The following is a 26,175-nucleotide window of genomic DNA, read 5'->3' as shown; positions in this document are numbered from 1 at the left end:
GGCTCGGCGGCCCGCACGGTTGACACCCCGGGGGCCGACCGTGCGGAGGCGGCTCAGCCGTCCTGCGCGCCGCCGCCGAGCAGCGCCGCCAGGGCGACGGCCCGCGGCCGGCCCGGGCCGAGCCGGGCGGCCTCCCGCTGCCAGTGCGCGAGGTCGCGCCGGGCGTCCGCCCGGGCCTCCGGGGTGGCGCCGGGCATCTGGGCCAGTTCGTCCAGCAGGGCGGCGGCCGCGCCCGGGCTGCCGTCCCGGGCCAGCCAGAGGGCCAGGTCGTGGCAGGTGCGCAGGGTGCGCGGGTCCTCCGGGCCGCAGATCCGGGCGAAGTCGGGGACGAGCGCGGTGAGGATCTCCACCGCCTCCGCGGCCTCGCCGGCCTCCCCGTGCCGCCAGGCCCGGTCGGCCCGCCGGCGCAGCTGCTCCGGGCTGGGGTCGTCCGGGCGCAGCATCCCGGGCCGGATGGCGCGCAGCCGCTCCAGCACCTCGGCGGCGCCGGCCGGCCGTTGTCCGGGCCGCTTGGCGAGCAGTTCGGCGACCAGCCCGGCCAGGGCCGGGTCCTTGCCGCGCACCCGGGGCGGGACCTCCTCCAGGTGCTTGTACATGTACTCGGCGGCCGAGGCGGCGCGGAACGGGCGGGTGCCGGTGCAGACCTCGTACAGCATGATGCCGAGCGCGTAGAGGTCGGCCCGGCCGTCCACCGGGCCGCCGGACCAGCACTCGGGCGCCAGGTACGGGACGGTGCCGACCACGTTGCCGGTGGAGGTGAGCCGGACGGTCTGGGTGACCAGTCGGGCGATGCCGAAGTCCAGGACCTTGGCCCGCTCCCCGTCCTCCACGATCATCACGTTCTCGGGCTTGATGTCCCGGTGGACGATCCCCGAGCGGTGCGCGGCGTCCAGCGCCTTGCACACGTGCCGCATCCAGCGCAGCCCCTGCTTGTGGTCCGGCCGGCCGTCCTTGAGCACCTCGGACAGCGCCCGGCCGCGGACCAGCTCCATCACCAGGTACGGGATCTTCCCGGAGCCGGACTCCGTCCACCCGTAGTCGTACACGGTGACGATGTGCGGGTTGTTGAGGCCGCCGGCCGTCCGGGCCTCGCGGACGAACCGGCTGACCGCCTCCCGGTCGGTGGCGTGCTCGGCGAGCAGCACCTTGACCGCGACCGGCCGGTCGATGGTCGTGTCGGTCGCCCGCCAGACCACGCCGAAGCCGCCCCGGCCCAGCTCCTGCTCCAGCCGGAAGCGGCCGCCGAGCACCTCGCCCTTCTCCATTCCCTCCCCCAACCCGACCGCGCCCGCTCGGCGTTCGCCGCCGGAGGGGTCGGAGGGGTCACCATAGCGGCGGGCGGGGACGAACGGGTGAACGAGCCGGGCCCACTTCCGGCAGCTACGGCTTGGGCAGCCCGGGCGGGTTGATCTCGGAGCTCTTCACGGCCTCGTTGTCCAGGCCCCAGCGCTTGAGCACCTGCCCGTACGTGCCGTTCCTGATCACCTCGTCGATCGCCCCGTTCAACGCCTTGACCAGGCCGTTGTCCTTCCGGGTGGTCGCCGCGATCTTGCCGAGGACGTCCGCGCCGCCGCCCGAGTAGGTGCCGACGACCTCGGTCTCGCCGGTCTGCACGGCGTGGAAGGCCAGGCTGGGGTTGGGGCCGGTGTAGACCTCGATCCGGCCGGAGGAGAGCGCCAGGTAGTACTCGGTGCCCTGGAAGTACTTGATGTCGATCGGCTTGAGGCCGTTCCTGATGTTCTCCTCGCTCCAGGAGACCAGCAGCTTCTCCTGGTTGGTGCCGGTGGCGACGCCGACCGTCTTGCCCGCGAGGTCCCTGGGGCCGGTGACCTTGAGGCCGCCGCCCTTCTTCGCCTCGAAGCCCAGGACGTCCAGCCGGTAGGTGGCGAAGTCGTACTTCTCCTTGCGCGCCTCGGTGACGGTGATGTTGGACAGGCCCACGTCGTACTTGCCGCTGTCCAGGCCGACGAAGATGTTCTCCCAGGAGACCGGGTTGAACTCGACCTTGAGGCCGAGCACGTTGCCGATCAGGAGGGCGAGGTCCGGTTCGACGCCGATGATCGTCTTGTCGTCGTTGGCGTAGAAGTCCAGCGGCGGGGTGGAGCCGATGGAGTCGACGACGCTCAGCGCCCCCTTCCGTCTGATCTCCTCCGGGACCAGCGCGGCGATCGCGTCGACCTTGGGCGTGGTGACCCGTTCCTGGTTCGGCGACAGGTTCACCACCGTGCCGTCCGGCGCGGTGCTGCCCTTGGCCGGGGCGAGCTCCCCCGCCGCGCCCGTGGCGCCGCTGCCGCAGCCGGCCAGGACGAGGGCTGCGGTGAGCGCGGCGGCGGTCACGAGGGCGCGACGGGGTAGGGACATGGCGGAACTCCTGCTCGGTGAAGGGGGGTTGGGGAAGGGGAAGGTCAGAGGACCTTGGCCAGGAAGGCCCGGGTGCGCTCGTGCCGCGGCCGGTCCAGGACCTCGGCGGGCGGGCCCTGCTCGACCACCACGCCGCCGTCCATGAAGACCACGGTGTCGGCGACCTCGCGGGCGAAGCCGATCTCGTGGGTGACCACGATCATCGTGGTGCCGCTGCGGGCCAGGTCCTTGATGACGTCCAGCACCTCGCCGACCAGCTCCGGGTCGAGCGCCGAGGTCGGCTCGTCGAACAGCAGCACCTTCGGCTCCAGCGCCAGCGCCCGGGCGATCGCCACCCGCTGCTGCTGCCCGCCGGACAGCTGCCGGGGGTAGGCGGCGGCCTTGTCGGCCAGCCCGACCCGCTCCAGCAGCGCCAGCGCCGTCGCCCTGGCCTCGGCCCGGGGGCGGCGCAGCGCGGAGACCGGCGCCTCGACCAGGTTCTCCAGCACGGTGAGGTGCGGGAACAGGTTGAAGTTCTGGAACACGAAGCCGATGCCGGTGCGCTGGCGCAGCACCTCGCGCTCCTTGAGCTCGTACAGCCGGTCGCCGGAGCGGCGGTAGCCGATCAGCTCGCCGTCGATGGCGACGTGGCCGCGGTCCAGCTTCTCCAGGTGGTTGATCGCGCGCAGCAGGGTGGACTTGCCGGAGCCGGACGGGCCGAGCACCACGGTCACCGAGCCGGCCGGGACGTCCAGGTCGACCCCGCGCAGCACCTCCAGCCGGCCGAAGCTCTTGTGCAGGCCGCGGACCTGCACCATCGGGGCGGCCGGGCTCGGGGCGGCCGGGCTCGGCTCGGGCTTCGTCAGGGTGGTCACGACTGTCCTCCGGGGGTACGGGCGGCGGCGGGCCGGGTGCGGTCCGGCAGGCTCCGGGCGAGGGCCCGGACGCGCTGCCACGGGGTGGGCGGCGGGGTGCGCTGGGCGCCGCGGGCGAAGTGGCGCTCGACGTAGTACTGGCCGACCGAGAGCACGGTGGTCAGCAGCACGTACCAGACGGTGGCGACCATCAGCAGCGGCACCACCCGGCCGGTGCGGCCGTAGACCACCTGGGCCTGGTAGAAGAGCTCGCCGATGGCCATCACGTAGACCACCGAGGTGCCCTTGAGCAGCGAGATCACCTCGTTGGCGGCGGCCGGCAGGATGCCGCGCATGGCCTGCGGCAGCACGATCCGCCGGCCCTGCCGCCAGCGCGGGATGCCGAGCGCGGCGGCGGCCTCGCGCTGGCCGGCGTCCACCGCGATGATGCCGCCGCGGATGATCTCGGCGGCGAACGCGGCCTGGTGCAGCCCGAGGCCGAGCACCGCCGCGCCGAGCGCGCTGAGCACCCCGACCGTCTCGACCTCGCCGAAGGTCGGGCCGAACGGGATGCCGATCCCGAACCGCTTGTACAGGTAGGAGAGGTTGAACCAGAACACCAGCTGGACGATCAGCGGGATCGAGCGGAACACCCACACGTAGGCCCAGGCGATGGAGCGCAGGATCGCGCTGCGGGACAGCCGCATCGCGGCCACCACGGTGCCCAGCAGGAAGCCCAGCACCGTGCCGTAGGCGGTGAGTTCGAGGGTCCGTCCGATCGCCCGGAGGATGGTGTCGGCGGTGAAGTAGAGCCGGAAGGTGGCCCAGTCCCAGCCGGGGTTGGTGGCCAGGCCGTGGGCGAACTGGGCGAGCACGACCAGCGCGGCGATCCCGGCGGCCCAGCGCCAGGGGTGCCGGGCGGGGACGGTGCGCAGGCCGGCCAGCCGGTCGAGGTCGAGGGCGGCGGCCGGGGCCGGCCGGCTGGGCGGGGCCGCGCTGGTCCCGGTGGTGGCGGTGGTCATCGGGGGTCTCCTTCGCTCGGGCCGGCGCTCAGGCGTGCTCGGGCGGGCTGATCTGCGACTCCTTGATCGCCGACTCGGCGACCCCCCACTTGCGCAGGATCCGCTCGTACGTCCCGTCCTTGATCAGCTGGTTGACCGCCGCCTGGAGGGCCGGGGCGAGCTTCGAGCCCTTCTTCAGGGCGAAGCCGACGTCGAGGCGGTGGAACTCGTTGAGGAAGCGGGTCCCGGAGGCCTCCTGCGCGACCTGGTGGCGCAGGCCGTTGATGGTGGACATCTCGATGTCCACCCGGCCCTGCTGGAGGCTGGTCAGCAGGGCGCCGCTCTCGCTGAACGCCTTGACCTCGTACGGCTTCTTCCCGGCGTCGGTGCAGACGCTCTTCCGGCTGTTGAGGGTGGTCTCGAAGGTGGTGCCGGCGCCGGTGCCGATGGTCAGTCCGCACAGCTGGACCAGGTCGGTGACCGGCTGGATCGCGGTGTTGTCCTTCTTCACCGCGAAGCCCTGGCCGTCGTCGATGTAGGTGACGAAGTCGATGGTCTTCAGCCGGGCCGCGGTGACCCCGAAGTTGCCGGTGCCGACGTCGTACTTCCCGCTGTCCAGGGCGGGCAGGATGGTCTCGAAGGCGGCCTGCTCGCGCTGCACGGTCAGGCCGAGCAGCCTGGCCACCGCGTCGGTGAAGTCCACGTCGATCCCGGCGGGCCTCCGGTCGGCCTGGTCGGTGTAGAAGGCGCTGGGCGGCGTGCCGAAGGACGAGCCGAACCTGATCGTGCCGGCGGCGCGGACGTCCTCGGGCAGCAGCGCGGCGGCGGCCTGCGAGGTCCTGAGGCCGGAGACGAGGTCCTCGGTGGCGGCGGCGGACGGACCGCCCGCCGCCGCGCCCGCGATCTTCGGGTCCGAGCCGCAGGCGGCCAGGGCCAGGACCGGCAGCAGGGCGGCGGTCGCGAGCAGGCGGCGGCGGACGGTGCTGGTTCTCACGGGGGGCCTTTCAGGGAGTGTGGGCCAGAACGGGCGACTGCGGTCCGAGGACCGGCAGCCGCTTCTCGAAGGGGAGCGGGCCGATGGTCAGCGGATCGGCCGAGACGTCGAACAGCGGGGTGTAGCCGGCCGCCAGGTAGAGGTTCCTGGCCTCGGGCTGGCGCGGCCCGGTGGTGAGGTAGAACCGGCTGTAGCCGGCCGCGACGGCCGTCCGCTCCAGCTCGGCCAGCACCCGGCGGGCCAGGCCCCGGCGGCGGTGCGCGGAGTGCGTCCACATCCGCTTCACCTCGGCGGTGCGCTCGTCGTAGCGCTTGTACGCGCCGCCGGCCACCGGTTCGCCGTCCTCCAGCAGGAGCAGCAGCACGCCGTGCGGCTCGGCGAAGGCCTCGCCCGGGTAGCGGGTCATCTCCTGGTGCGCCTCGGGGCCGTACCGGGTGACGTACTCGTGGGTGAGCTCGCGCAGCAGCGGTTCGACCAGGGGGTCGTCGACGGACGCCTTGCGGAACTCCCACCCGCCGGCCGCGCTCACGCCTGCGCCGCGATCAGCTGGTGGCGGTCGCGCTCGGCGCGCTCGGCCCGGGCGGCCCCGGCCTTGGCGGCGTCCCGCTTGGCGACCTCCTCGCGGACGATCGGGATGACGTACCGGCCGAAGTCGATCGCGTCGTCCAGCAGGTGGTAGCCGCGCGCGGAGAGGATGTCCACACCGAGGTCGTAGTAGTCGAGCAGCGCCTGGGCGACCGTCTCCGGGGTGCCGACCAGCGCGTTGGAGTTGCCCGCCCCGCCGGTGGCCGCGGCGGTCGGGGTCCACAGCGCGCGGTCGTAGCGCTCGCCGGCCTCGGCGATCTCGATCAGCCGCCGGGAGCCGGTGTTCTCGGGTGTCACGGCCTCGGGGGTGGTCCCCGGCCGGTCGGCGCCCCGGCGGGCCCGGATCGCGGCCACCGTCCGGTGCGCCTTCTCCCAGGCCAGCGCCTCGGTCGGCGCGATGATCGGCCGGAACGCCACCTGGATCCGCGGCACGTCGGTGCGCCCGGCGGCCCGGGCCGCCTCCCGCACCCGCTCGATCTGCTCGGCGGTGCGGGCCAGCGGCTCGCCCCACAGGCAGTAGACGTCCGCCTCGGCGCCGCCGGCCGCGTAGGCCGCGTCCGAGGAGCCGCCGAAGGAGACCCCGGGGCGCGGCTGCTGCACGGGGAAGACGTCCGAGACGAAGTCGTTGAAGCGGTAGTGCGGGCCCTCGTGGTCGAAGGGCTCCCGGCTGGTCCAGGCCTTCTTGACGATGCCGATGTACTCGCGGGTGCGCTCGTAGCGCTGGTCCTTGGTCAGGAAGTCGCCCTCGCGCTGCTGCTCGTGGTCGTTGCCGCCGGTGATGAAGTGGACGGTCAGCCGGCCGTCGCTGATCCGGTCGAGCGTCGCGAAGGTCTTGGCCGCGAAGGTCGGGTAGGAGACGTTCGGCCGGTGCGCCAGCAGGATCTGGAGGCGGTCCAGGTGCGAGGCGAGGAAGGCCGCCGCGGCCGCCGGCTCGGGGGCGCCGGCCCCGTACGCGAAGAGCACCCGGTCCCAGCCGTGGTCCTCGTGCGCCCGGGCCAGCCGCAGGGTGTAGTCGCGGTCGAAGGCGGCGGTGGTGCGGGCGGTGGTCTCCGAACCGTCGCCGGTGGCGGCGATTCCGAGGAATTCGACGGGCATGGCGGAACCTTTCGGGGTGGGTGGAGGTCCGGTGGACCGCGGGTGGGCGGCACCGGAGGCGGCCGCGGCGGGGCGGCCGTCGGGCGGGTGACGGTGGGAGGGGTGCGGGAGCGGAGGTGCCGGACGACGGGAGGGCCGGAGCGCGGGAGGGCCGGAGCGCAGTGCGGGGTCATCGGCGGCAGCGGGGGCCTGACGCGTCGCCGGTCGTCGACGACGGATCCGGCCGCGACGGGGCGGTCCGAGGGAGGGCTCTCCCCGCCGGGGGATCAGGCCGGACGGGCGGCCCGCTGCCGGGTCAGCCGCGACACGCCGCGGACCACACCCGACCGAAGTCGATGTGGTCGCGGGTGACCAGGGGCTGCTCGGCGTACATGGCCCCAAGTTGAACAGTCGGCCGATCGGTACGTCAACCATCCATCATTGCCGCACTGTTGCGATCTCCTGTCGGTTTTTCGACGCGCTTCGACGAAGCCGTCCGGCACCCCCGACCACCCTTGACAGCCGTCGATCGCGCGTGCGTACGATCGACGCGGAGTGCAGTGCCACGCGCCGGCCGTGTTGAGGGACACGGGCCGCCGCCCCCGTACGTGACCACCGCCGTACCTCTCCCCGCCCGCACTCCGCCCAGGAGCCGCCGCCATGGCCACCCCGCAGGACGTCCTGCCCGCCCCCGCCCTCCTCGACCGCCCCGACGCGCCGCCCGCCCCCGAGGCCCGGATCGTCGCCCGCCGCAAGCCCGGCCAGTGGGCCGCGGCCGCCGTCGCCCTGCTGCTGGCCGCGATGGCGGTCAACTCGGTGGTCCGCAACAAGGCCTTCCAGTGGAGCGTGGTCGCCGACTGGTTCACCGCCCGCTCCGTGCTCGACGGCCTCGCCCTGACCCTCTGGCTGACCGCCGCCACCCTCGCCCTCGGCTTCGTGCTCGGCACCGTCCTCGCCACCATGCGGCTGTCCGACAACCCCGTCCTGCGCACGCTCAGTTGGGGCTACATCTGGGTGTTCCGCTCCACCCCGCCACTGGTGCAGCTGCTGTTCTTCTTCAACATCGGCGCGCTCTACCCGACCCTCGGCCTGGGCATCCCGTTCGGCCCCGAGTTCGTCACGGTCAAGACCGTCAACCTGATGGGCCCCACCCTCACCGCCGTCATCGGCCTCACCCTGCTGGAGACCGCGTACGCCGCCGAGGTGATCCGCGGCGGCATCCTCTCCGTCGACCGCGGCCAGCTGGAGGCGGCGGCCGCGCTCGGGCTCGGCCGGTGGCGGGTGCTGCGCCGGATCGTGGTGCCGCAGGCGATGCGGGCGATCGTGCCGACCGCCGGGAACATGCTGATCGGCGCGCTCAAGGGCACCAGCATCGTCAGCGTGCTGGCCGTCTCCGACCTGCTCTACTCGGTGCAGCTGGTCTACCTCCAGTCGTACCAGGTCATCCCGATGCTGATGGTCGCCACCATCTGGTACCTGGTGGTCACCACCCTGCTGTCCATCGGGCAGTACTACGTGGAGCGCCGCTTCGCCCGGGGCGCCACCCGCGACGGCCTGCCGCCCACGCCGCTGCAGCGGGCCCGCGCGGCCCTCGTCAAGGTGGTGCGGGCATGACGGAGCTCGTCATCGTCGGCGCCGGCCCGCGCGGCACCGGGCTGCTGGAGCGGATCGCCGCCAACGCCGCCGAACTCCTGCCCGCCGACCGGCCGTTGGCGATCCACCTGGTCGACCCGTACCCGCCGGGCGCGGGCCGGATCTGGCGCCACGACCAGTCCCCGCTGCTGCGGATGAACTCGATGGCCGAGGACGTCACCATGTTCACCGACGAGCGCTCCACCCTCGACGGACCGGTCCGCCCCGGCCCCTCGCTCGCCGAATGGGCGCCCCGGCAGGAGGAGTTCGCGCCCTACCGGGAGGTCGCCGACCCGGCCGTCCGGGCCGAGCTGCGCACCCTCGCCCCCACCGACTTCCCCACCCGCCGGGCCCAGAGCGCCTACCTGGACTGGGTGTTCCGCCGCGCCGTCGCCGAACTGCCGGCGCACGTGACGGTCACCGTCCACCGCGACACCGTCCACCGGATCGAGGGCCCGGCCGACGGCCCGCAGACCGTCCGCCTCGGCGACCGGACCCTCGCCGCCGACCACGTCGTGCTCACCCTCGGCCACCTCGACTCCGTCCCGCACCCGCGCTACGCCGCCGACGCCCGGTTCGCCGCCCGGCACGGCCGCTTCCACCTCCCGCCCGCCTACTCCGCCGACGCGGCCGACGACCTGGCCGCCCTCGCCCCCGGCGAACACGTGGTGCTGCGCGGCCTCGGCCTCGCCTCGGTGGACCTGGTCGCCCTGCTCACCGAGGGCCGCGGCGGCCGCTTCGAGCCCACCGGGAACGGGCCCGCGCTGCGCTACCTCCCCTCCGGCCGCGAGCCGGTGCTCCACCTCGGCTCCCGGCGCGGCGTCCCGTACCACTCCAAGACCGGCTACCGGCTCCAGGGGCCGCCCGCCCCGCTCCCCCGGTACTTCGACGAGGCCGCCGTGGACGCCGTGCTCGCCACCGGCGGACAGCTCGAACTGCGGCGCGACTTCTGGCCGTTGATGGCCAAGGAGATCGCCTTCGGGCACTACCACGAGCTGTTCCACGCCCACCCCGGGCGCACCGCCCTGCCCTGGCCGGAGTTCCTCGCCCGCTACGACCGGCACGCCTGGTACTCCCCCGAACTCGCCGCCCTGGTCGCCGAGGCCGTCCCCGACCCGGCCGACCGGATCGACTTCGAACGGCTCGACCACCCGCTGGCCGGGCTCGAACTCGGCACCGACGAGGAGCTCCAGGCACACCTGCGCGGGTACGTCACCGCCGACGCCGACCGCCGCGCCGACCCCGCGCACAGCGCCGACCTCGGCGCCTTCCTCGCCCTGCTCTCGCTGTTCGGCCGGCTCCCCCGGGTCGTCGCCAGCGGCCGGCTCACCGCCCGCTCCCTCGCCGAGGAGGTGGACGAGTGGTTCTTCGGCTACTTCAGCTTCCTCGCCTCCGGCCCGCCCGGGTTCCGGCTGCGCCAGCTGCTCGCCCTCTCCGAGGCCGGGGTGGTGCGCTTCCTCGGCGCGGACGTACGGATCGAACGGGACGAGGCGAGCGGCACCTGGCGGGCCTCCGGCGCCACCGTGCCCGGCCACCACGTCACCGCGACGGCCCTGGTCGAGGCGTACCTGCCCAAGCACGCGCTGGCCCGCACCCTGGACCCGGTGCTCGGCGAACTGCACCGCACCGGACGGATCGTCGAGGAAGTGGTCACCGACCCGGACTACACCCATCGCTCCGGCCTGGTCACCATCGCCGCCGCCGACAGCCGGCTGCTGGACCCGGCCCTCGGCGGCGCCCCGCACCCGCGCCGCACCGCCCTCGGCCCGCACACCAGCCTGCGCGCGGCCGCCGCCTTCGCCCGCCCCCGCACCGACGCCCCCGGCTTCCGGCAGAACGACGCCGCCGCCCGCGCCCTGCTCCGGGCCCTGGCCGCGCTCCCGGCGGCCGCCCCGGCGCTGGCGGCGTGCGCACGGTGACGGCGGTATCGGCCTGAGCACCGCGGCGACGGCACCGGCGTGGCCTGGGCGCCGTGGCGGCGGCGCTCAGGCCCCGAAGATCTCCTCCACCAGGTCCTCGTCCGAGACGTGGTCCGGCGCGTCGAACACCACGTCCGCGACGCCCTTCAGGCCGATCCCCCGGTCCAGCGCGTCCATGCAGGCCCGGGCCTGCTCGTCGGTGGCGAAGTCCCACACCCGCAGCCGCCGCACCAGCACCAGCGCCTCCATCGGGCTCATCCGCGGCGTCCGGCGGCGCGGCCCCGGCCCCTTGCGGCCGGCCTCGGCCAGCTGCCGCTGGTACCCGGCCAGGTCCTGCCAGGCCTGCACGGTGCTCGGGTGCTGCTCGCCCAGCACCCGGGCGAGGTCCGGCAGCAGCCCGTGCAGCTGGATCACCGCGCCCTGCGGGTCGCCCCGGTTGGCCTGGTGCAGCGCGAGGTCGTGCCGGGCCTTCAGGACCCGGGGGTCGTACGGGCCCCAGGCGGCGTGCAGGTCGGGCAGCAGCTCGTGCATCAGCCGGATCGTGGTGATCGGCGCACCGCTCTCGCCGACGCACCAGACCAGGTGGTAGCGGGCGCCGAGGGTGTCCGGGTCGAGCGGGCCGAGCGCCGAGCGCATGTCGCCCACCAGGGCGGTCAGCAGCCGGATCGCGCCGTTCAGGTCCCCGGTCCGGCTGAGGTACCACGCGAAGTCCCGCCAGGTGCACAGGGTGTCCCGGTCGCTCGCGCCGAGCACGGTCACGCACTCCTGGGCGACGGTCTGCAGGAGCATCGCCGACTCGCCGGCCGTCGCCGCCCGGTACGCGGCCGACCGGCGCTCGCGCAGCCCGGCCCGTACGGCCTCGGAGGGCGGCGCGGCCGTCACCGGCGGCGTGGTCAGCGGCGGCAGCACCGACGGGACGGCGGGCGGCGCGGCGGGAACGGGAACGGGAACGGCAGGCGGGGGAACGGCGGGCGCGGGGACGACCGGCGGGGCGCTCGGCGGAGGCGGCACCACCGGCGTCGGACGCTCCACCGGCGCCGGCCGCTCCACCACCGTCGGTGCCGGCGCCGGCGCACCCGCCCGGCCGCCCGCCCACCCGGCCAGCTCGGCGAGCCGCCGCTCGACCGTACGGGCGTCGGCCGGCCGGTCCGCCGGGTCCTTCGCCAGCAGCTCCGCGACCAGCCCGGCCACCTGCGGCGGCAGCCCGAACTGCGCCGGGTCCAGCGGCGCGGGCACCTCGTTGAGGTGCTGGTACATCAGCACCGGCGTCGAGTCCCCGCCGAACGGCCGTGCCCCGGTGAAGAGTTCGACCAGGACGCAGCCCAGCGCGTACAGGTCGGCCCGCCCGTCCACCCGGCCGCCGGTCCACCGCTCGGGCGCCATGTACGCCGGGCTGCCGACGATCGTCCCGGTGGTGGTCAGCCCGCCCGCGCCGGTGTCCAGCTGGGCGATGCCGAAGTCCAGCACCTTCAGGTGCCCGGCGTCGGTGATCATCACGTTGTCCGGCTTGATGTCCCGGTGCACCATGCCCGCGTCGTGCGCGGCCGCCAGCGCGCCGCTGATCTGCCGCCCCCAGCGCAGGCTGAGCCCGGGCTCGGGCACCCCCGCCTCCAGCACCTCGGTGAGGGTGCGGCCGGTGAGCAGCTCCATCACCAGGTAGGTGACCTCCTCGCCGCCGAGCTCGCACTGCCCGAGGTCGTGCACCGTGACGATGTGCGGGTGCGAGAGGTTGCCGGCCGCGCCGGCCTCCCGGACGAACCGCAGCGCGGCCTTCGCCCGGTCGCCGCCGTGGTGCCCGATGACCTTGACCGCCACCGGCCGCCCCATCCGGGTGTCCTCGGCCCGCCACACCACCCCGAACCCGCCCTGCCCGAGCTTCTCCACCAGCTCGTACCGGCCGTCCAGGACGTCCCCGACTCGCACGCGCGCTCCCCTCCCGCCATGACGCCCAGACTCTACCGACGCCGGCCGCCGCCCTTCGCCCCGCCGTCGCCCCTCCCCGCCCGCCCCTCCCCCGGCCCCCGGCCAGGTGGAAGGATGGAATCGAACCCCCGCACGAAGGCGGCGGTACGCACCAGCAGAGCCCGAGGAGAGCGGCCATGGCCAAGCAGGCCCCGCAGAGCGACCCGGCGCAGGACGCCCCCGAGGTGTCCGCGCCCCAGCACGCCGCCGCCGGGCTGCCCGCCGTCGGCCACAGCCTGCGGATGGCCGCCGAGCAGATGGGCGCCCGCCGCACCCTGGCCACCCTGCTCAAGGTCAACCAGCAGGACGGCTTCGACTGCCCCGGCTGCGCCTGGCCGGAGCCGGACAAGCCGCACACCGCCGAGTTCTGCGAGAACGGCGCCAAGGCCGTCGCCGAGGAGGCCACCGAGCGCCGCGTCCGCGCCGAGTTCTTCGCCGCCCACCCGGTCGCCGACCTGGCCGAGCGCTCCGGCTACTGGCTGGGCCAACAGGGCCGGCTCACCCAGCCGATGCTGCTGGACGAGGGCGCCACCCACTACACGCCGGTCTCCTGGGACGACGCCTTCGCGCTCGTCGCCGAGGAGCTGAAGGCCCTGGACACCCCGGACGGCGCCGCCTTCTACACCTCCGGCCGGACCAGCAACGAGGCCGCCTTCGCGTACCAGCTGTTCGCCCGCCGGCTCGGCACCAACAACCTGCCGGACTGCTCCAACATGTGCCACGAGTCCTCCGGCTCGGCGCTCACCGAGACGCTCGGCGTCGGCAAGGGCAGCGTCAGCCTGAAGGACCTCTACCAGGCCGACCTGATCATCGTGGCCGGCCAGAACCCGGGCACCAACCACCCCCGGATGCTCTCCGCGCTGGAGCGCGCCAAGCGGGCGGGCGCCACGATCGTCAGCGTCAACCCGCTGCCGGAGGCCGGCCTGGAGCGGTTCAAGAACCCGCAGCACGCGCGCGGCCTGGTCGGCCACGGCACCAAGCTGACCGACCTCTTCCTGCAGATCCGCCTCGGCGGGGACCTCGCGCTGTTCCGCGCGCTGAACCGGATCGTCCTGGAGCAGGACGGCGTCGACCGCGACTTCGTCGCCGAACACTGCTACGGCTTCGAGGAGTTCGAGGCCCAGGCGCGGCGGACCGACCGCGCCGAGGTGCTCGCCGCGACCGGCCTGCCCTGGGAGCAGATCGAGGAGCTCGGCCGGCTGGTGCTGAAGTCCGAGAAGATCATCGTCTGCTGGGCGATGGGCCTCACCCAGCACAAGCACGCCGTGCCGACCATCCGCGAGGTGGTCAACTTCCTGCTGCTGCGCGGCAACGTCGGCCGCCCCGGGGCCGGGGTCTGCCCGGTGCGCGGGCACAGCAACGTCCAGGGCGACCGGACGATGGGCATCTTCGAGCGCCCCGGCGACGCCTTCCTGGACGCCCTGGGCCGGGAGTTCGGCTTCGAGCCGCCGCGCGAGCACGGCCTCGACTCGGTGGACACCATCCGCGCCATGCGCGACGGCCGGATCGGGGTCTTCTTCGCGATGGGCGGCAACTTCGTCGCGGCCACCCCGGACACCGAGGTCACCGAGGCCGCGATGCGCAACTGCCGGCTGACCGTCCACGTCTCCACCAAGCTCAACCGCTCGCACGTGGTCACCGGCGCCCGCGCCCTGATCCTGCCCACCCTCGGCCGCACCGACCGGGACGTCAGCGCACGCGGCGCCCAGTTCGTCAGCGTCGAGGACTCGATGGGCCAGGTGCACGCCTCGCGCGGCGGCCTGCGCCCGCCGGCCCCCGGCCTGCTCTCCGAGACCGCGATCGTCTGCCGGCTGGCCCGCACCGTGCTCGGGCCGCGGGACACCGTGCCGTGGGAGGACTTCGCCACCGACTACGACACCCTGCGGGACCGGATCTCCCGCGTCGTCCCGGGCTTCGAGGACTTCAACGAGAAGGTCCGCCGCCCCGGCGGCTTCACCCTGCCGCACGGCCCCCGGGACACCCGCACCTTCCCGACCGCGACCGGGAAGGCCAACTTCTCCGTCAACCCGCTGACCGCCCCCGAGGTCCCGCCGGGCCGGCTGCTGCTCCAGACCCTGCGCTCGCACGACCAGTACAACACCACGATCTACGGCCTCGACGACCGCTACCGCGGCATCAAGGGCGGCCGCCGGGTGGTCCTGGTCAACCCCGCGGACGCCGAGGAGCTGGGGCTGACCGACGGCGGGTACGTCGACCTGGTCGGCGAGTGGAGCGACGGCGTGGAGCGCCGCGCCCCGCACTTCCGGGTCGTCCACTACCCCGTCGCCCGCGGCGGCGCGGCGGCCTACTACCCCGAGACCAACGTGCTGGTGCCGCTGGACTCCACCGCCGACATCAGCAACACCCCGACCTCCAAGGCGGTCGTGATCCGCTTCGCCCCCGACAGCGGCGCCTAGCCGTCCCGGACAGCACGGAGGCCGCCCCACGTCCGGTGACGTGGGGCGGCCTCCTCGTTGCCTGTCCGGCGCGTCAGTGCGTCGGGGTGCCCAGCGGCAGCGTCGCCGTCGCACTGCCCGCGGCCGTGGCGGTCGCCGAACCGGTGCCGCTCGGGCTCCCCGTCGGGGTGCCCGTCCCGGTCGGGGTGGGCGTGCCGGTCCCGCTCGGGGTGCCCGGCCCGGTCGGCGTCCCGGTCGGGGTCGTGGTCGGGGTCGTGGTCGGCGTGCCGCCCGACGGCGTCCCCGGGTCGGTCGGCGTACCGGTCCCGCCCGGCGTGCTCGGCGTGCCCGGGTCGGTCGGCGTGCCCGGCACGGCCGGCGGCGTCACCGTGCCGCCCGTGGCCGGCGGGGCCGGCACCTGGTTGGCCGGGCTCGGCGCGATCGGCGTCACGGAGTCCCAGTTCGCCGGGAGGTCGGGCACCTTCCAGGCGCCGCCGGCCTCGTCCGCCGCACCGGTCGGGTCCGGCCGGACGGCGCCGAGGATCGGCATCGAGCCGATCGGCGAGATCTTGATGAACGCCCCGGGCCGCGGCGCCTGCACGATCAGCCCGCCACCGATGTACATCCCGATGTGCGAGGCGTCCTGGAAGTACACCACCAGGTCGCCGGGCCGCAGCTGGTTGAGCGCCACGTGCGGCAGCTGCGCCCACTGCTCCTGGCTGGTGCGCGGGATCGGCCGGCCGGCGTGCAGCCAGGCCTGCGAGGTGAGGCCCGAGCAGTCGTAGGCGTCCGGGCCGGTGCCGCCCCACAGGTACGGCTTGCCCACCTGCGCCAGCGCGAAGGCGATGGCCCCGCGCCCCTGCTGGGAGGGCGTGCGCTCGCCCTTGCCGAGCGCCCCGGAGGCGAGGAACGCGAGCTGCGCCTCGTCCGCCTTGGCCTTCTCCAGCTGCTCCAGCTCGGCCCGCTGGGCGCCGGTCAGGGTGGCGACCGTCTGCTCGACGGCGGCCAGGTCGGAGGCGGCCTTGGCCTTGGCCGCGTCCTGCTGGGCGACCAGCGCCTGGGAGGTCTTCAGCGCCTCCTCAGTCTGCTTCTTCAGCCCGTCCAGCGCGTCCCGGTCGCTCTTCAGCTTGTCCAGGAACTCCGACTGCGAGCGGCTGGCCGAGGCGAGCAGCTCGGCGATGACGACCGCCTCGTACGGGTCCTTGGAGAGCAGCAGCTCGGCGTAGGCCGAGGCGGACCCGTTGCGGTACTGCGCGGCGGCGAGCTGGGAGGCGATGTCGGTGCCGGCGTCGACCTGCTTCTGCTGGCGGTCCTGCCGGCCCTGGAGGTCGGTGAGCGAGGTCTGCTGCTCCGCCGCCTTGGCGACGGCGCCGTTGTACTGCTCGGTGGCGGCCTCGGCGCTCTGGTACAGCGCGTGCAGCCGGTCGAGCAGCGGGCCGAGGGTGGCCTTGGCGTCGGCGAGCGGGTCCGCGCCGGCGACGACCTGCCCGGCCCCCGGGTCGGGTGCGGCCCAGGCGGCCGCCGCGCCGACCGGCAGCGCGAGCGCCGCGGCCGCGAGGACGGCTCCGCAGCGCAGTGCCGCCCGTACCCAGGGCCGTACGCGTGCCGTCTCCGCTCTCTGTCCCGCCCCGCCCATGGCTGGTCCTCCCCGCCGCGCACTGCCCCTGTCCCGGCTTCCCGGATCCCGCAGATCCTCCCACGGGTTACTCACCGGAAACAGGGCGCATGCGGACTGGGAGGTTAATTCTCGATTGACCTGTGAGACAGCTCTCAGCAAACCGGGTCGAACCGGCGCGTTCTTCGCTAATGTCCAGTTCAGCGCGCCGTATGTCACCCCGACGAAACCCAGTGGTCACTGCGAGTCAACCATTGGAACCACGATTCCCGACCCAGTTCACCTTCCGTTTACCAAGCAGACCTACGGTCGCGACGTCACCAACGTCCGTGCGACAACTACGACGATTGTTTGGGTATGGAACACATCTCGTTCCTGGTAGCCGTTGTGATCATCACGGCGCTCGCCTTCGACTTCACCAACGGGTTCCACGACACCGCCAACGCGGCCGCCACCGCGATCGCGACCGGGGCCCTTCGTCCGAAGGTCGCGGTCACCATCGCGGCCCTGCTCAACTTCGCGGGCGCGTTCCTGTCCGTGAAGGTCGCCACCACCATCTCCGGCGGCATCGTCAACGAGAAGGCCGGCGTCCATCCCGAGATCATCTTCGCCGCCCTGGCCGGCGCGATCCTCTGGAACCTGCTGACCTGGCTGCGCGGCCTGCCGTCCAGCTCCTCGCACGCCCTGTACGGCGGCCTGATCGGCGCCACGATCGTCGGCGTCGGCACGAGCGGCGTCAACTTCGACACCGTGGTCACCAAGATCCTCATCCCGGCCGTCGCGTCCCCCTTCGTCGCCGGACTGGCCTCCTGGGGCGCCACCAAGCTGGCCTACGCGATCACCCGCAAGGGCAACACCGCGACCACCGAGAAGGGCTTCAAGACCGGCCAGGTCTTCTCCTCCTCGCTGATCTCGCTCGCGCACGGCACCAACGACGCCCAGAAGACGATGGGCATCATCACCCTGACCCTGGTCTCGGTCGGCGCCCTGCCGCACGGCGCGCTGCCCCCCACCTGGGTGATCGTCTCCGCCGGCGCGGCGATCGCGCTCGGCACCTACATGGGCGGCTGGCGGATCATCCGCTCGATGGGCAAGGGCCTGGCGGACATCCGCCCGCCGCAGGGCTTCGCCTCCGAGTCGGCCGCCGCGACCGTCATCCTGACCTCCTCGCACATGGGCTTCGGCCTCTCCACCACCCAGGTCTGCTCCGGCGGCATCATGGGCGCCGGCCTCGGCGGCCCGAAGGGCGAGCTGCGCTGGAGCCTGGTCCGCCGCATGGTCTACACCTGGGGCCTGACCCTGCCGGCCGCCGCGGTGGTCTCCGGCGGCGCCGCCCTGCTGGCCGAGCAGGGCAGCTGGGGCGTCGCCCTGGTCGGTGCCGTGCTGGTGGCCGGCGCGGCCGCGATGTGGGTGATCTCCCGCCGCCAGCCGGTCGGAGCGGACAACGTCAACGACGTCGACGTCACCCCGGTCGAGGTCGCACCGGCCGGTACCGCGAACACCCCCACCCCCGCCTCGACCACCGTCGCGGCCTGAGCGCCACCGGCTGAGGAGCACTCACCATGCACATCAAGTGGAACGCCCTGGCCCAGACCGCCGGTCTCAGCTTCGGCATCACCGTCGCCGTGGTCGCCGTCTTCGCGCTCGGCATCCTGGCGCTGTCCCGCCGCGAGGCCGCGGTGAGCGCCGCCGGTACGGGCGAGGGCACCGCCGGAGCCGCGGGCGGCGGGCGGCTGGCCCTGGCCGGCGCGTACGTCTGCTTCGCCCTGTGCGGCGGGGTCGTCCTCTACGGGCTGTCCCTGATCGCCGGCCACTAGCCACCGCACGCACCGCGCACGACGGAACGGGCCGGGGAGTGTCTCCACACTCCCCGGCCCGTTCGCGCATCCCTGCCGCGGTCGGTCCCGCCGGCCGGTCAGCCCTCCTGGGTGGTCCTCAGCACGGTCTCCCGGATGAAGAGGACGGTGACGAAGGCCAGCGCCGCGAACGGGGCGGCCCACAGGAAGACGGTGCCGACGCCGTGGCCGAAGGCGTCCGTCACCAGCGGCACGATCGGGGCCGGCAGCTTGGCCAGGTCCGGGATGCCGCCGCCGGTCGCCGCGGGCGAGGCCGGGACGTGCGCCGCGGCCAGGTTCTCGGCCAGGTAGTGGCCGACCTTGTTGGTCATCAGCGCGCCGAGCGCGGAGACGCCCATCGCGCCGCCCATGGTGCGGAAGAAGGTGACCACCGAGCTGGCCGCGCCGAGCTCGTGCCGGGGCACCGTGTTCTGCACCGCGAGCACCAGGTTCTGGCTGGTCAGGCCGAGGCCGACGCCGGTGATCGCCATGTAGAGGGAGAGCAGCGCGTAGTTCGTGTCGGCCCGGGCGGTGCCCAGCAGGCCGAAGCCGATGGCGAGCAGCGCGGTGCCGGAGACCAGGTAGGCCTTCCACTTGCCGTACTTGGTGATCAGCCGGCCGGCCACCGCGGAGGAGACCGCCAGGCCGAGGATCATCGGCAGGGTCATCAGGCCGGCCATGGTCGGGGACTTGGCGCGGGCCAGCTGGAAGTACTGGCTGAGGAAGGTGGTCGCGCCGTACATCCCGACGCCGACCAGCACGCTGGCGATGGCGGCCAGGGTGACGGTGCGGTACTTGAAGAGGCTCGGCGGGATGATCGGCTCGGCGGCGCGGCGCTCGATCACGACGGCCAGGACGCCCAGCACCAGGCCGCCGCCGACCATGGCCGCGGTCTGCCAGGACAGCCAGGCGTAGTTCTTTCCGGCCAGGGTGATCCAGATCATCAGCAGGCTGACCGAGGCGGTGATGACCAGCGCGCCCAGGTAGTCGATCTTCGCCTTGCGCTTGACCAGCGGCAGCTTGAGGGTGCGCTGCACCACCAGGATCGCGACCAGCGCGAACGGGATGCCGACGTAGAAGCACCAGCGCCAGCCCAGCCAGGAGGTGTCCACGATGACGCCGCCGATCAGCGGCCCGCCGATGGTGGCGAGCGCGAAGACCGCGCCGAAGTAGCCGCTGTACCGGCCGCGCTCGCGCGGCGGGACCATCGCGGCCAGGCAGATCTGGCCGAGCGCCACGACACCGCCGGCGCCGACGCCCTGGAGCGCGCGGCAGGCGATCAGCTCGCCGGTGTTCTGCGAGAGGCCGGCCAGCGCCGAGGTGCCGATGTAGATCAGCAGGGCGATCTGGAGCAGCAGCTTCTTGCTGACGAGGTCGGAGAGCTTGCCCCAGATCGGGGTGGAGGCGGTGAGGGTGAGCAGGGCCGCGGTGATCACCCAGGTGTACGCGGACTGGCCGCCGTGCAGGTCGGCCAGGATGTGCGGCAGGGCGTTGGAGACGACGGTCGAGGAGAGCACGGCCACGAACAGGCCGAGCAGCAGGCCGGAGAGCGCCTCCATCACCTGCCGGTGCGTCATCTGGGGACTGTCGGCCGCGGCGGCGGTTCCGCTCGCGGCCTCGGTGGTCACGGTCATCTGGGTCCTTCGGCGGGCGGGCGGGATGCGCGGATCATGAAATTTCGTTGCCGTAAGCAACCATAAAACGAGATGGTTGAATAAGGCAACTTTCTTCAAGGGCAAGTAAAACCCGCAGCTACGGGCCCTGTCGCACCGCCGGGGACCGCCCGGTCAGTCGGCCGCCGACTCCCCCAGCACGTCGTTGAAGCGGTGCAGCAGCTCCGCGAAACGGGTCACGTCCTCCGGCGACCAGCCGCCCATCACCTCGCGCACCCGCCGCATCCGGACGCCCTGCGCGGCCAGGTAGCGCCGCCGCCCGTCCTCGGTGAGCGAGACCAGCGCGGCCCGGCGGTCCAGCGGGTCCGTCTCCCGGGCCACCAGGCCCAGCTCCTCCAGCGTCCGGACCTGCCGGCTCACCGTCGCCTTGCCGACCGAGAAGTGCGCGCCGACGTCGGTCACCCGCACCGGCCCGGCCTGCTCGATGTAGCCGAGCAGGCTGTACGCCATCCCCTCCAGCCCGGGGTGCACCCGCCGTGAGAGTTCCGCCACTCTGGCCCGGCCCCGTCGGAACATCAGCGCGACCTCGCGCTCCACCGCCACCAGGGATTCCTCGTCACTCACCGCGCCAGTATCGCGCAGCGACACCGGCGGCGGCCCGGCGCGGCCGGTGCGACAAGCCAACTACTTCATGGTATGAAGTATCGGTTCTGGAAGTACCGTTTTTCCCCATTACACGAGGAGATGTGGATGGCAGCCCCGGGGCAGGGTTTCATCGCCGAACTGAAGAGCGCGGTCACCCCGCGCGCGGCACTGCTCGTGATCGGCGTGCTGCTGCTCCAGCTCGGCTTCATCACCTCCTACATCGGGGCGCTGCACAAGCCCGCCCCGCAGAACCTCTCCATCGCGGTGGTCGCCCCGCCGCAGGTCGCCCCCAAGCTGGTCGGCGCGCTGGAGTCGGTGCCGAACGACGCCGTCCGCGCCAGCACCGCGCCGGACGCCGAGACGGCGACCCAGCTGATCAAGGACCAGAAGCTCTACGCCGCACTGGTCGTGGACCCGACCTCCACCCAGGACACCCTGCTGGTCGGCAGCGCCCGCGGCACCTCCGCCGCCAAGGCCGCCGAGTCCATCACCACCGCGATCGACCAGTCCCAGGGCCGTACGGTCAAGGTCCACGACGTGGTGCCGCTCGCCAAGGGCGACACCAACGGCCTCTCCGCCTTCTACCTGGTGATCGGCTGGTGCGTCGGCGGCTACCTGGTCGCCTCGATCCTGGGCATCAGCGCGGGCTCCAAGCCGGCCAACACCCACCGCCTGCTGATCCGCCTCGGCGTCCTCGCGGTGTACTCGGTCGGCGCCGGCGTCCTCGGCACGGTGATCGCCGGGCCGGTGCTGGACGCCCTGCCGGGCTCGGTCCTCGGACTGAGCGCCATCGGCGCCCTGGTGGTGTTCACGGTCGGCGCGTTCACCATGGCGCTGCAGTGCCTGTTCGACATCCTCGGGATCGGCGTCGCGGTGCTGATCTTCGTGGTGCTCGGCAACCCGAGCGCGGGCGGGGTCTACCCGGCGCCGATGACGCCGCCGTTCTGGCGGGCGATCGGCTCCTGGATCCCCAACGGCGCCGGTACCACCGCCACCAAGTCGGTCGCCTACTTCGGCTCCACCAACCTGGGGCTGCCGATCCTGGTCATGGTGGTCTGGGCACTGATCGGCATCGGCGTCGCCCTGCTGGCCGTGCTGCGCGGCCCGCGCTCCGGCGGCCGCGAACTGGCCGCCGCCGAGGGCTGAGCCCCGCACCCGCCTGATCGTCACCGAGCCCCCGGCCGCCACGGCCGGGGGCTCGGGCGCGTTCGCCGCCGGGGCGCGCCGCTACCCGACCGGGCCCGGGTCGGCCACGACGGCCCGGACGACCCGCACCGCCGCGCCCAGCAGCGGGCCCCGGCGGCCCAGCCGGGAGACCGTCAGCCGCTCCTCCGACCAGGGCCGCACCGTCACCCGGGCGGCCAGCTCGGCCCACATCGCGGGCAGCAGCCAGGGCGCCAGCCGGGCGTAGCCGCCGCCCAGCACCACCTCGGCCGGGTCCAGCAGGTTGACCGCGCCGGCGGCCGCGGTGCCGAGCGCCGTACCGGCCCCGGCCAGCGCCGCGCGGGCGGCCGGGTCCCCGGCCCCGGCGCGGTCGGCGAGCAGGGCCACCCAGTCGCCGCGGGCCCCGGTCAGGCCGGCCGCCCGCAGCACCGCCGCCTCGCCCGCGTACTGCTCCAGGCAGCCGTGCGCCCCGCAGGCACAGCGGAGCCCGTCGGGGTGGACCGGCACGTGGCCGAACTCGCCGGCGAAGCCGCCCGCCCCGCGCAGCAGCCGGCCGCCGACCACGATCGCCGCGCCGACCCCGGCCTCGGCGGAGACGTACAGGAAGTCCTCCGGGCCCTCGCCCAGCCAGCGCTCGGCCAGTCCGCCGAGGTTGGCCTCGTTGTCCGCCTCGATCGGCAGGTCGGCCAGTCCGCCCCCGGCCGTCCGCAGCGCGGGGCGCAGGGCGGCGGCCAGCGGGACGTCCTGCCAGCCCAGGTTGGCGGCCCGCTGGAGCATCCCGCCGGAGCCGCCGACCAGCCCGGGCACGGCCAGGGTGAGGGCGGCCGGGCGCAGCCCCGACTCGGCGACGGCCTCGTGCAGCAGGTGGGCGAGGTCGGCCATCACGGCGGCGGGCTCGCGGCCGTGGTTGGAGACCTCCCGGCGCCGCCAGGCGCGGACCTCCCCGCGCAGGTCGACCACGCAGGCGCCCAGGTGCCGCACGCCGATCTCGGCGCCGAGGCCGCCGGGCCCGGCCGGGTTGAGGCCGAGGGCGGTGCCGGGGCGGCCGACCTTGCCGCTGGGCGCGGCGGGGCCCTCCTCGACCACCAGGCCGGCGGCGATCAGCTGTTCGGCCAGCGAGGAGACGGCGGCCCTGGTCAGCCCCGTCCCGGCGGCCACCTCGGCGCGCGAGCGCGGCCCGCTCGCGATCGTCCCGAGCACCAGGGCCAGGTTGGCCCGGCGCATCCCCTGCTGGCTGGCGGGCCCGGTCCGGGCGGGGTCGGACTCGTGCACAAGGCTCACCTCGCCCCTTTTACGTCCTTACGGCACATCCCGTGGCATCTCGGGTGCAGCGTAGCCGGGTTCCGGGGGCACCGTCGTCGGCACCGGGACGGGCTCGGCCGGGGCCGTCCCGGCGGGCGGGAAGACCCACCGCCGGATCGCCCAGTAGCGGAACAGCATCGCCACGAAGGTGCCGACGACCATCCCGCTGAGGAAGTCCGCGACCTCCTGGCGGAGCGGGTCGACGTACGGCTCGCGCAGGTCCAGGAGGTACCGGGAGACCGCCAGCGGGACGTCGTTGACGGCGATCGCCACCGCGCTGACCAGGATGAACACCAGCACCTCGCGCCGCCGGCCGTCGGCCCGCAGGGCCCGGAAGGCCCAGCGGCGGTTCAGCACGTACGAGACGACGGTGCCGATCACCGTCGCGACGGTCAGCGCGACCACCGGCTTGTGCTCCAGCACGGTGAACTTGAGCTCGAAGTCGATCACCGTGGTGAGCGCGAAGCAGCCGCTCCCGACCAGCAGGAACTTCACCAGCCGGCGGTGCCGCACCAGGAACGGGCGCAGCCGCGCGGGCACCCGGGCCAGGGCCCGCTGCGTGGGGGACGGCATCTCCGCAGTCTCGCACGCGGGGGTGCCGTCGGCCCCGCAGACCGCCGCGGCCCCCGCGGAGCGCCGACGGGCCGCCCGGACCGCCGCTCGGGCGGCCCGGGCGGCGGTCGGAGCGGCGGCCGGGGCGAGCCGGTCAGGCGGCGACCAGCACCGCGGCCCCGGCCGGCTCCAGCGCCAGCTCCAGCACCTCCCGGACGTCCGCCACCGGGTGGACGGTGAGCCGCTCCAGCACCTCGGCCGGGACGTCGTCCAGGTCGGCCTCGTTGCGCCTGGGGATGATCACCGTGGTGACCCCGGCCCGGTCGGCGGCGAGCAGCTTCTGCTTCACCCCGCCGATCGGCAGCACCCGCCCGGTCAGCGACACCTCGCCGGTCATCGCCACGTCGGTGCGCACCTTGCGCCCGGAGAGCAGCGAGGCCAGCGCCGTGGTCATGGTGATGCCGGCGCTCGGCCCGTCCTTGGGGATGGCCCCGGCCGGGATGTGCAGGTGCACGCCGCGGTCGCGCAGCGAGGTGACCGGCAGCTCCAGCTCGGCGCCGCGCGAGCGCAGGTAGGAGAGCGCGATGTGCGCGGACTCCTTCATCACGTCGCCCAGCTGCCCGGTGAGGGTCAGCCCGGTGCCGCCGGTCTCGGCGTCGGCCAGCGAGGCCTCGATGTAGAGGACGTCGCCGCCGGCGCCGGTCACCGCGAGGCCGGTGGCCACGCCGGGGACGGCGGTACGGCGCTCGGCCGGCTCCTGGGCGGACTCCGGCACGTGGTGCGGCCGGCCGATCAGGGCCCGCAGATCCTCGGCGCCGACCGCGGCGGGCAGCTCGCGCTCGCCCAGCTCGGCCTGTGCGGCGATCTTGCGCAGCACCCGGGCGATCGAGCGCTCCAGGGTGCGGACGCCCGCCTCCCGGGTGTACTCTCCGGCGAGCCTGCGCAGCGCCGGCTCGTCCACGGTGACCTGCCCGCCGCCCAGACCGGCCTTCTCCAGCTGGCGCGGGAGCAGGTGGTCGCGGGCGATGACGACCTTCTCGTCCTCGGTGTAGCCGTCCAGCCGGACCAGCTCCATCCGGTCGAGCAGCGGCCCGGGGATGGACTCCAGCACGTTGGCGGTGGCGAGGAAGACGACGTCGGAGAGGTCGAGCTCGACCTCCAGGTAGTGGTCCCGGAAGGTGTGGTTCTGCGCCGGGTCCAGCACCTCCAGCAGGGCGGCGGCCGGATCGCCCCGGTAGTCGGAGCCGACCTTGTCGATCTCGTCGAGCAGGACGACCGGGTTCATCGAGCCGGCCTCCTTGATCGCCCGCACCAGCCGGCCGGGCAGCGCGCCGACGTAGGTGCGCCGGTGGCCGCGGATCTCCGCCTCGTCCCGGACGCCGCCGAGCGCGACCCGGACGAACTTCCGGCCCATGGCGCGGGCCACCGATTCTCCGAGCGAGGTCTTTCCCGTTCCGGGCGGCCCGACCAGGGCCAGCACCGCTCCCCCGCGGCGGCCGCCGATCAGCCCAAGGCCCTGGTCGGCCCGGCGCTTGCGGACGGCCAGGTACTCGACGATCCGCTCCTTCACGTCGGCCAGGCCGGCGTGGTCGGCGTCCAGCACCGCGCGGGCGCCGGCGATGTCGTACGCGTCCTCGGTGCGCTCGTTCCAGGGCAGCTCCAGGACGGTGTCCAGCCAGGTGCGGATCCAGGAGCCCTCGGGCGACTGCTCGGAGGAGCGCTCCAGCTTGTCGACCTCCTTGAGCGCGGCCTCGCGGACCTTCTCCGGCAGGTCGGCGGCCTCGACCCGGGCGCGGTAGTCGCCCTCCTCGTCGGCCGGGTCGCCGTTCAGCTCGGCCAGCTCCTTGCGGACGGCCTCCAGCTGGCGGCGGAGCAGGAACTCCTTCTGCTGCTTGGCCACGCCCTCCTCGACGTCCTTGCGGATGGTGTCGTTGACCTCCTCCTCGGCGAGGTGGTCGCGCAGCAGGGCGAGCGCGTACTCCAGGCGGGCGACCTGGTCGGCCTCCAGCAGCACCTTGAGCTTCTGCTCGGCGGTGGCGAAGGGCGCGTAGCCGATGTTGTCGGCGAGCTCGCCGACGCCCTCGATCTGCGCCACCCGGTCGACGATCTGCCAGGCGCCGCGCCTGCGCAGCCACTGGGTGGACAGCGCCTTGTACTCCTTGACCAGCTCGGCGGCCCGGCCGGCCACCGGGGTGCCCACCGAGGACTCCGTGAACGGCGTGGTCTCCACCCAGAGGGCGGCGCCGGGGCCGGTGGTGCCGACCCCGATCCGGACCCGGCGCACGGCGCGCACCAGCGCGGCCGGCTCCCCGTCGGCCAGCCGGCCGACCTGCTCCACGGTGGCCAGCGTGCCGGCCGCCGCGTACGAGCCGTCCACCCGCGGGACCAGCAGGACCTGCGGCTTGCCGGCGCCGGTGGCGGCGGCCCGGGCGGCCTCGACGGCGGCGCGCACCTCGGTGTCCTTCAGGTCCAGCGGGACGACCATGCCCGGCAGGACGACCTCGTCGTCGAGCGGCAGCACGGGCAGGGTGAGCGGTGTGGACGTCGATGCCATGATCTCTCCCCAGTCAGTGAACTTGAGTCGACCTGACTAAGGCTTCACGAGCGCCGGATGTTCCCGGCCCCCTGTTCGCCGTGAGCGAACAGGAATCGGCGGGGAAAGCGCGGCACCCGACTTCGTCAAAAGAGCACC

General features: G+C 74.0%; 20 protein-coding genes. 6 read left to right on the top strand and 14 right to left on the bottom strand.

What is annotated here, in order from left to right; all coding sequences use genetic code 11:
* Nucleotides 1-53 precede the first annotated feature (53 nt).
* The 7 genes from ACWDCZ_RS02845 to ACWDCZ_RS02815 form a co-directional block, all read right to left on the bottom strand.
* On the bottom strand, nt 54-1,265 hold the full coding sequence (locus ACWDCZ_RS02845) for a serine/threonine-protein kinase (RefSeq protein WP_449815065.1): 1,212 nt from the start codon (nt 1,263-1,265) through the stop codon (nt 54-56).
* 115 nt (nt 1,266-1,380) lie between these two features.
* Nucleotides 1,381-2,361: an ABC transporter substrate-binding protein gene (locus ACWDCZ_RS02840; protein ID WP_449815064.1), complete on the bottom strand. Its 981-nt coding sequence runs from the start codon at nt 2,359-2,361 to the stop codon at nt 1,381-1,383.
* Nucleotides 2,362-2,405: 44 nt separating this feature from the next.
* Nucleotides 2,406-3,158 carry an amino acid ABC transporter ATP-binding protein gene (locus ACWDCZ_RS02835; protein WP_049655467.1) on the bottom strand — a complete coding sequence of 251 codons (753 nt, stop codon included), beginning with the start codon at nt 3,156-3,158 and terminating at the stop codon, nt 2,406-2,408.
* Between the two features lie 53 nt (nt 3,159-3,211).
* A complete protein-coding gene (locus ACWDCZ_RS02830; protein ID WP_449815063.1) occupies nt 3,212-4,216 on the bottom strand; it encodes an amino acid ABC transporter permease in 1,005 nt (334 codons plus the stop codon).
* Between the two features lie 28 nt (nt 4,217-4,244).
* On the bottom strand, nt 4,245-5,189 hold the full coding sequence (locus ACWDCZ_RS02825) for an ABC transporter substrate-binding protein (protein ID WP_049655460.1): 945 nt from the start codon (nt 5,187-5,189) through the stop codon (nt 4,245-4,247).
* A 10-nt stretch (nt 5,190-5,199) separates the two neighbouring features.
* The gene (locus ACWDCZ_RS02820; protein ID WP_049655459.1) at nt 5,200-5,718 is read right to left on the bottom strand and encodes a GNAT family N-acetyltransferase; all 519 of its coding nucleotides are present in this window, start codon (nt 5,716-5,718) and stop codon (nt 5,200-5,202) included.
* Nucleotides 5,715-6,869, bottom strand: coding sequence for an LLM class flavin-dependent oxidoreductase (locus tag ACWDCZ_RS02815; RefSeq protein WP_117489518.1), 1,155 nt, complete (start codon nt 6,867-6,869; stop codon nt 5,715-5,717). Before ACWDCZ_RS02815 ends, ACWDCZ_RS02820 begins: the two co-directional genes overlap by 4 nt.
* A 639-nt stretch (nt 6,870-7,508) precedes the next feature.
* Here ACWDCZ_RS02815 and ACWDCZ_RS02810 point away from each other — a divergent pair.
* Both ACWDCZ_RS02810 and ACWDCZ_RS02805 read left to right on the top strand, forming a co-directional pair.
* Nucleotides 7,509-8,462, top strand: a complete 954-nt coding sequence (locus ACWDCZ_RS02810) for an amino acid ABC transporter permease (protein WP_049655456.1) — start codon at nt 7,509-7,511, stop codon at nt 8,460-8,462.
* Nucleotides 8,459-10,399, top strand: coding sequence for an FAD/NAD(P)-binding protein (locus ACWDCZ_RS02805; protein ID WP_449815062.1), 1,941 nt, complete (start codon nt 8,459-8,461; stop codon nt 10,397-10,399). The genes ACWDCZ_RS02810 and ACWDCZ_RS02805 overlap by 4 nt, the downstream gene beginning before the upstream one ends.
* 66 nt (nt 10,400-10,465) lie before the next feature.
* Here ACWDCZ_RS02805 and ACWDCZ_RS02800 read toward each other — a convergent pair whose 3' ends face one another.
* Nucleotides 10,466-12,322: a protein kinase domain-containing protein gene (locus ACWDCZ_RS02800; protein WP_449815061.1), complete on the bottom strand. Its 1,857-nt coding sequence runs from the start codon at nt 12,320-12,322 to the stop codon at nt 10,466-10,468.
* A 176-nt stretch (nt 12,323-12,498) separates the two neighbouring features.
* Here ACWDCZ_RS02800 and ACWDCZ_RS02795 point away from each other — a divergent pair, with 176 nt between their 5' ends.
* Nucleotides 12,499-14,778 (top strand): FdhF/YdeP family oxidoreductase, encoded by a 2,280-nt coding sequence (locus tag ACWDCZ_RS02795; protein ID WP_449815060.1) that lies wholly within the window; start codon nt 12,499-12,501, stop codon nt 14,776-14,778.
* Between the two features lie 73 nt (nt 14,779-14,851).
* Here the strand turns inward: ACWDCZ_RS02795 and ACWDCZ_RS02790 are convergent, their stop codons facing one another.
* A complete protein-coding gene (locus tag ACWDCZ_RS02790) occupies nt 14,852-16,393 on the bottom strand; it encodes an NlpC/P60 family protein (protein WP_449815059.1) in 1,542 nt (513 codons plus the stop codon).
* Nucleotides 16,394-16,729: 336 nt separating this feature from the next.
* Between ACWDCZ_RS02790 and ACWDCZ_RS02785 the strand changes: the two genes are divergently transcribed.
* Together ACWDCZ_RS02785 and ACWDCZ_RS02780 are read left to right on the top strand one after the other, a co-directional pair.
* Nucleotides 16,730-17,908, top strand: a complete 1,179-nt coding sequence (locus tag ACWDCZ_RS02785; RefSeq protein WP_049658086.1) for an inorganic phosphate transporter — start codon at nt 16,730-16,732, stop codon at nt 17,906-17,908.
* Nucleotides 17,909-17,934: 26 nt separating this feature from the next.
* Nucleotides 17,935-18,189, top strand: a complete 255-nt coding sequence (locus tag ACWDCZ_RS02780; RefSeq protein ID WP_049658085.1) for a hypothetical protein — start codon at nt 17,935-17,937, stop codon at nt 18,187-18,189.
* A 98-nt stretch (nt 18,190-18,287) separates the two neighbouring features.
* On the opposite strand, the gene ACWDCZ_RS02775 is transcribed toward ACWDCZ_RS02780, so the two are convergent.
* A complete protein-coding gene (locus tag ACWDCZ_RS02775) occupies nt 18,288-19,841 on the bottom strand; it encodes an MDR family MFS transporter (protein WP_049658083.1) in 1,554 nt (517 codons plus the stop codon).
* Between the two features lie 153 nt (nt 19,842-19,994).
* Entirely contained in the window at nt 19,995-20,444 is a 450-nt protein-coding gene (locus ACWDCZ_RS02770; protein ID WP_234348623.1) for a MarR family winged helix-turn-helix transcriptional regulator, read from the bottom strand.
* A 126-nt stretch (nt 20,445-20,570) separates the two neighbouring features.
* Here ACWDCZ_RS02770 and ACWDCZ_RS02765 point away from each other — a divergent pair, with 126 nt between their 5' ends.
* Nucleotides 20,571-21,611 carry a DUF3533 domain-containing protein gene (locus ACWDCZ_RS02765; RefSeq protein WP_449815058.1) on the top strand — a complete coding sequence of 347 codons (1,041 nt, stop codon included), beginning with the start codon at nt 20,571-20,573 and terminating at the stop codon, nt 21,609-21,611.
* Between the two features lie 81 nt (nt 21,612-21,692).
* Here the strand turns inward: ACWDCZ_RS02765 and ACWDCZ_RS02760 are convergent, their stop codons facing one another.
* The 3 genes from ACWDCZ_RS02760 to lon all read right to left on the bottom strand — a co-directional run bounded on the left by ACWDCZ_RS02760 (nt 21,693) and on the right by lon (nt 26,037).
* Nucleotides 21,693-22,853, bottom strand: a complete 1,161-nt coding sequence (locus tag ACWDCZ_RS02760) for an ROK family transcriptional regulator (protein WP_449815073.1) — start codon at nt 22,851-22,853, stop codon at nt 21,693-21,695.
* A gap of 75 nt (nt 22,854-22,928) precedes the next feature.
* Entirely contained in the window at nt 22,929-23,504 is a 576-nt protein-coding gene (locus tag ACWDCZ_RS02755; RefSeq protein ID WP_449815057.1) for a GtrA family protein, read from the bottom strand.
* Nucleotides 23,505-23,637: 133 nt separating this feature from the next.
* Entirely contained in the window at nt 23,638-26,037 is a 2,400-nt protein-coding gene (lon, locus tag ACWDCZ_RS02750) for an endopeptidase La (RefSeq protein WP_449815056.1), read from the bottom strand.
* Between the last annotated feature and the right edge of the window lie 138 nt (nt 26,038-26,175).

This window comes from Kitasatospora sp. NPDC001225 (assembly GCF_053597855.1).
Note: the sequence above shows the minus strand (reverse complement) of the source record. Positions and strands in the feature narration are given on the sequence as shown.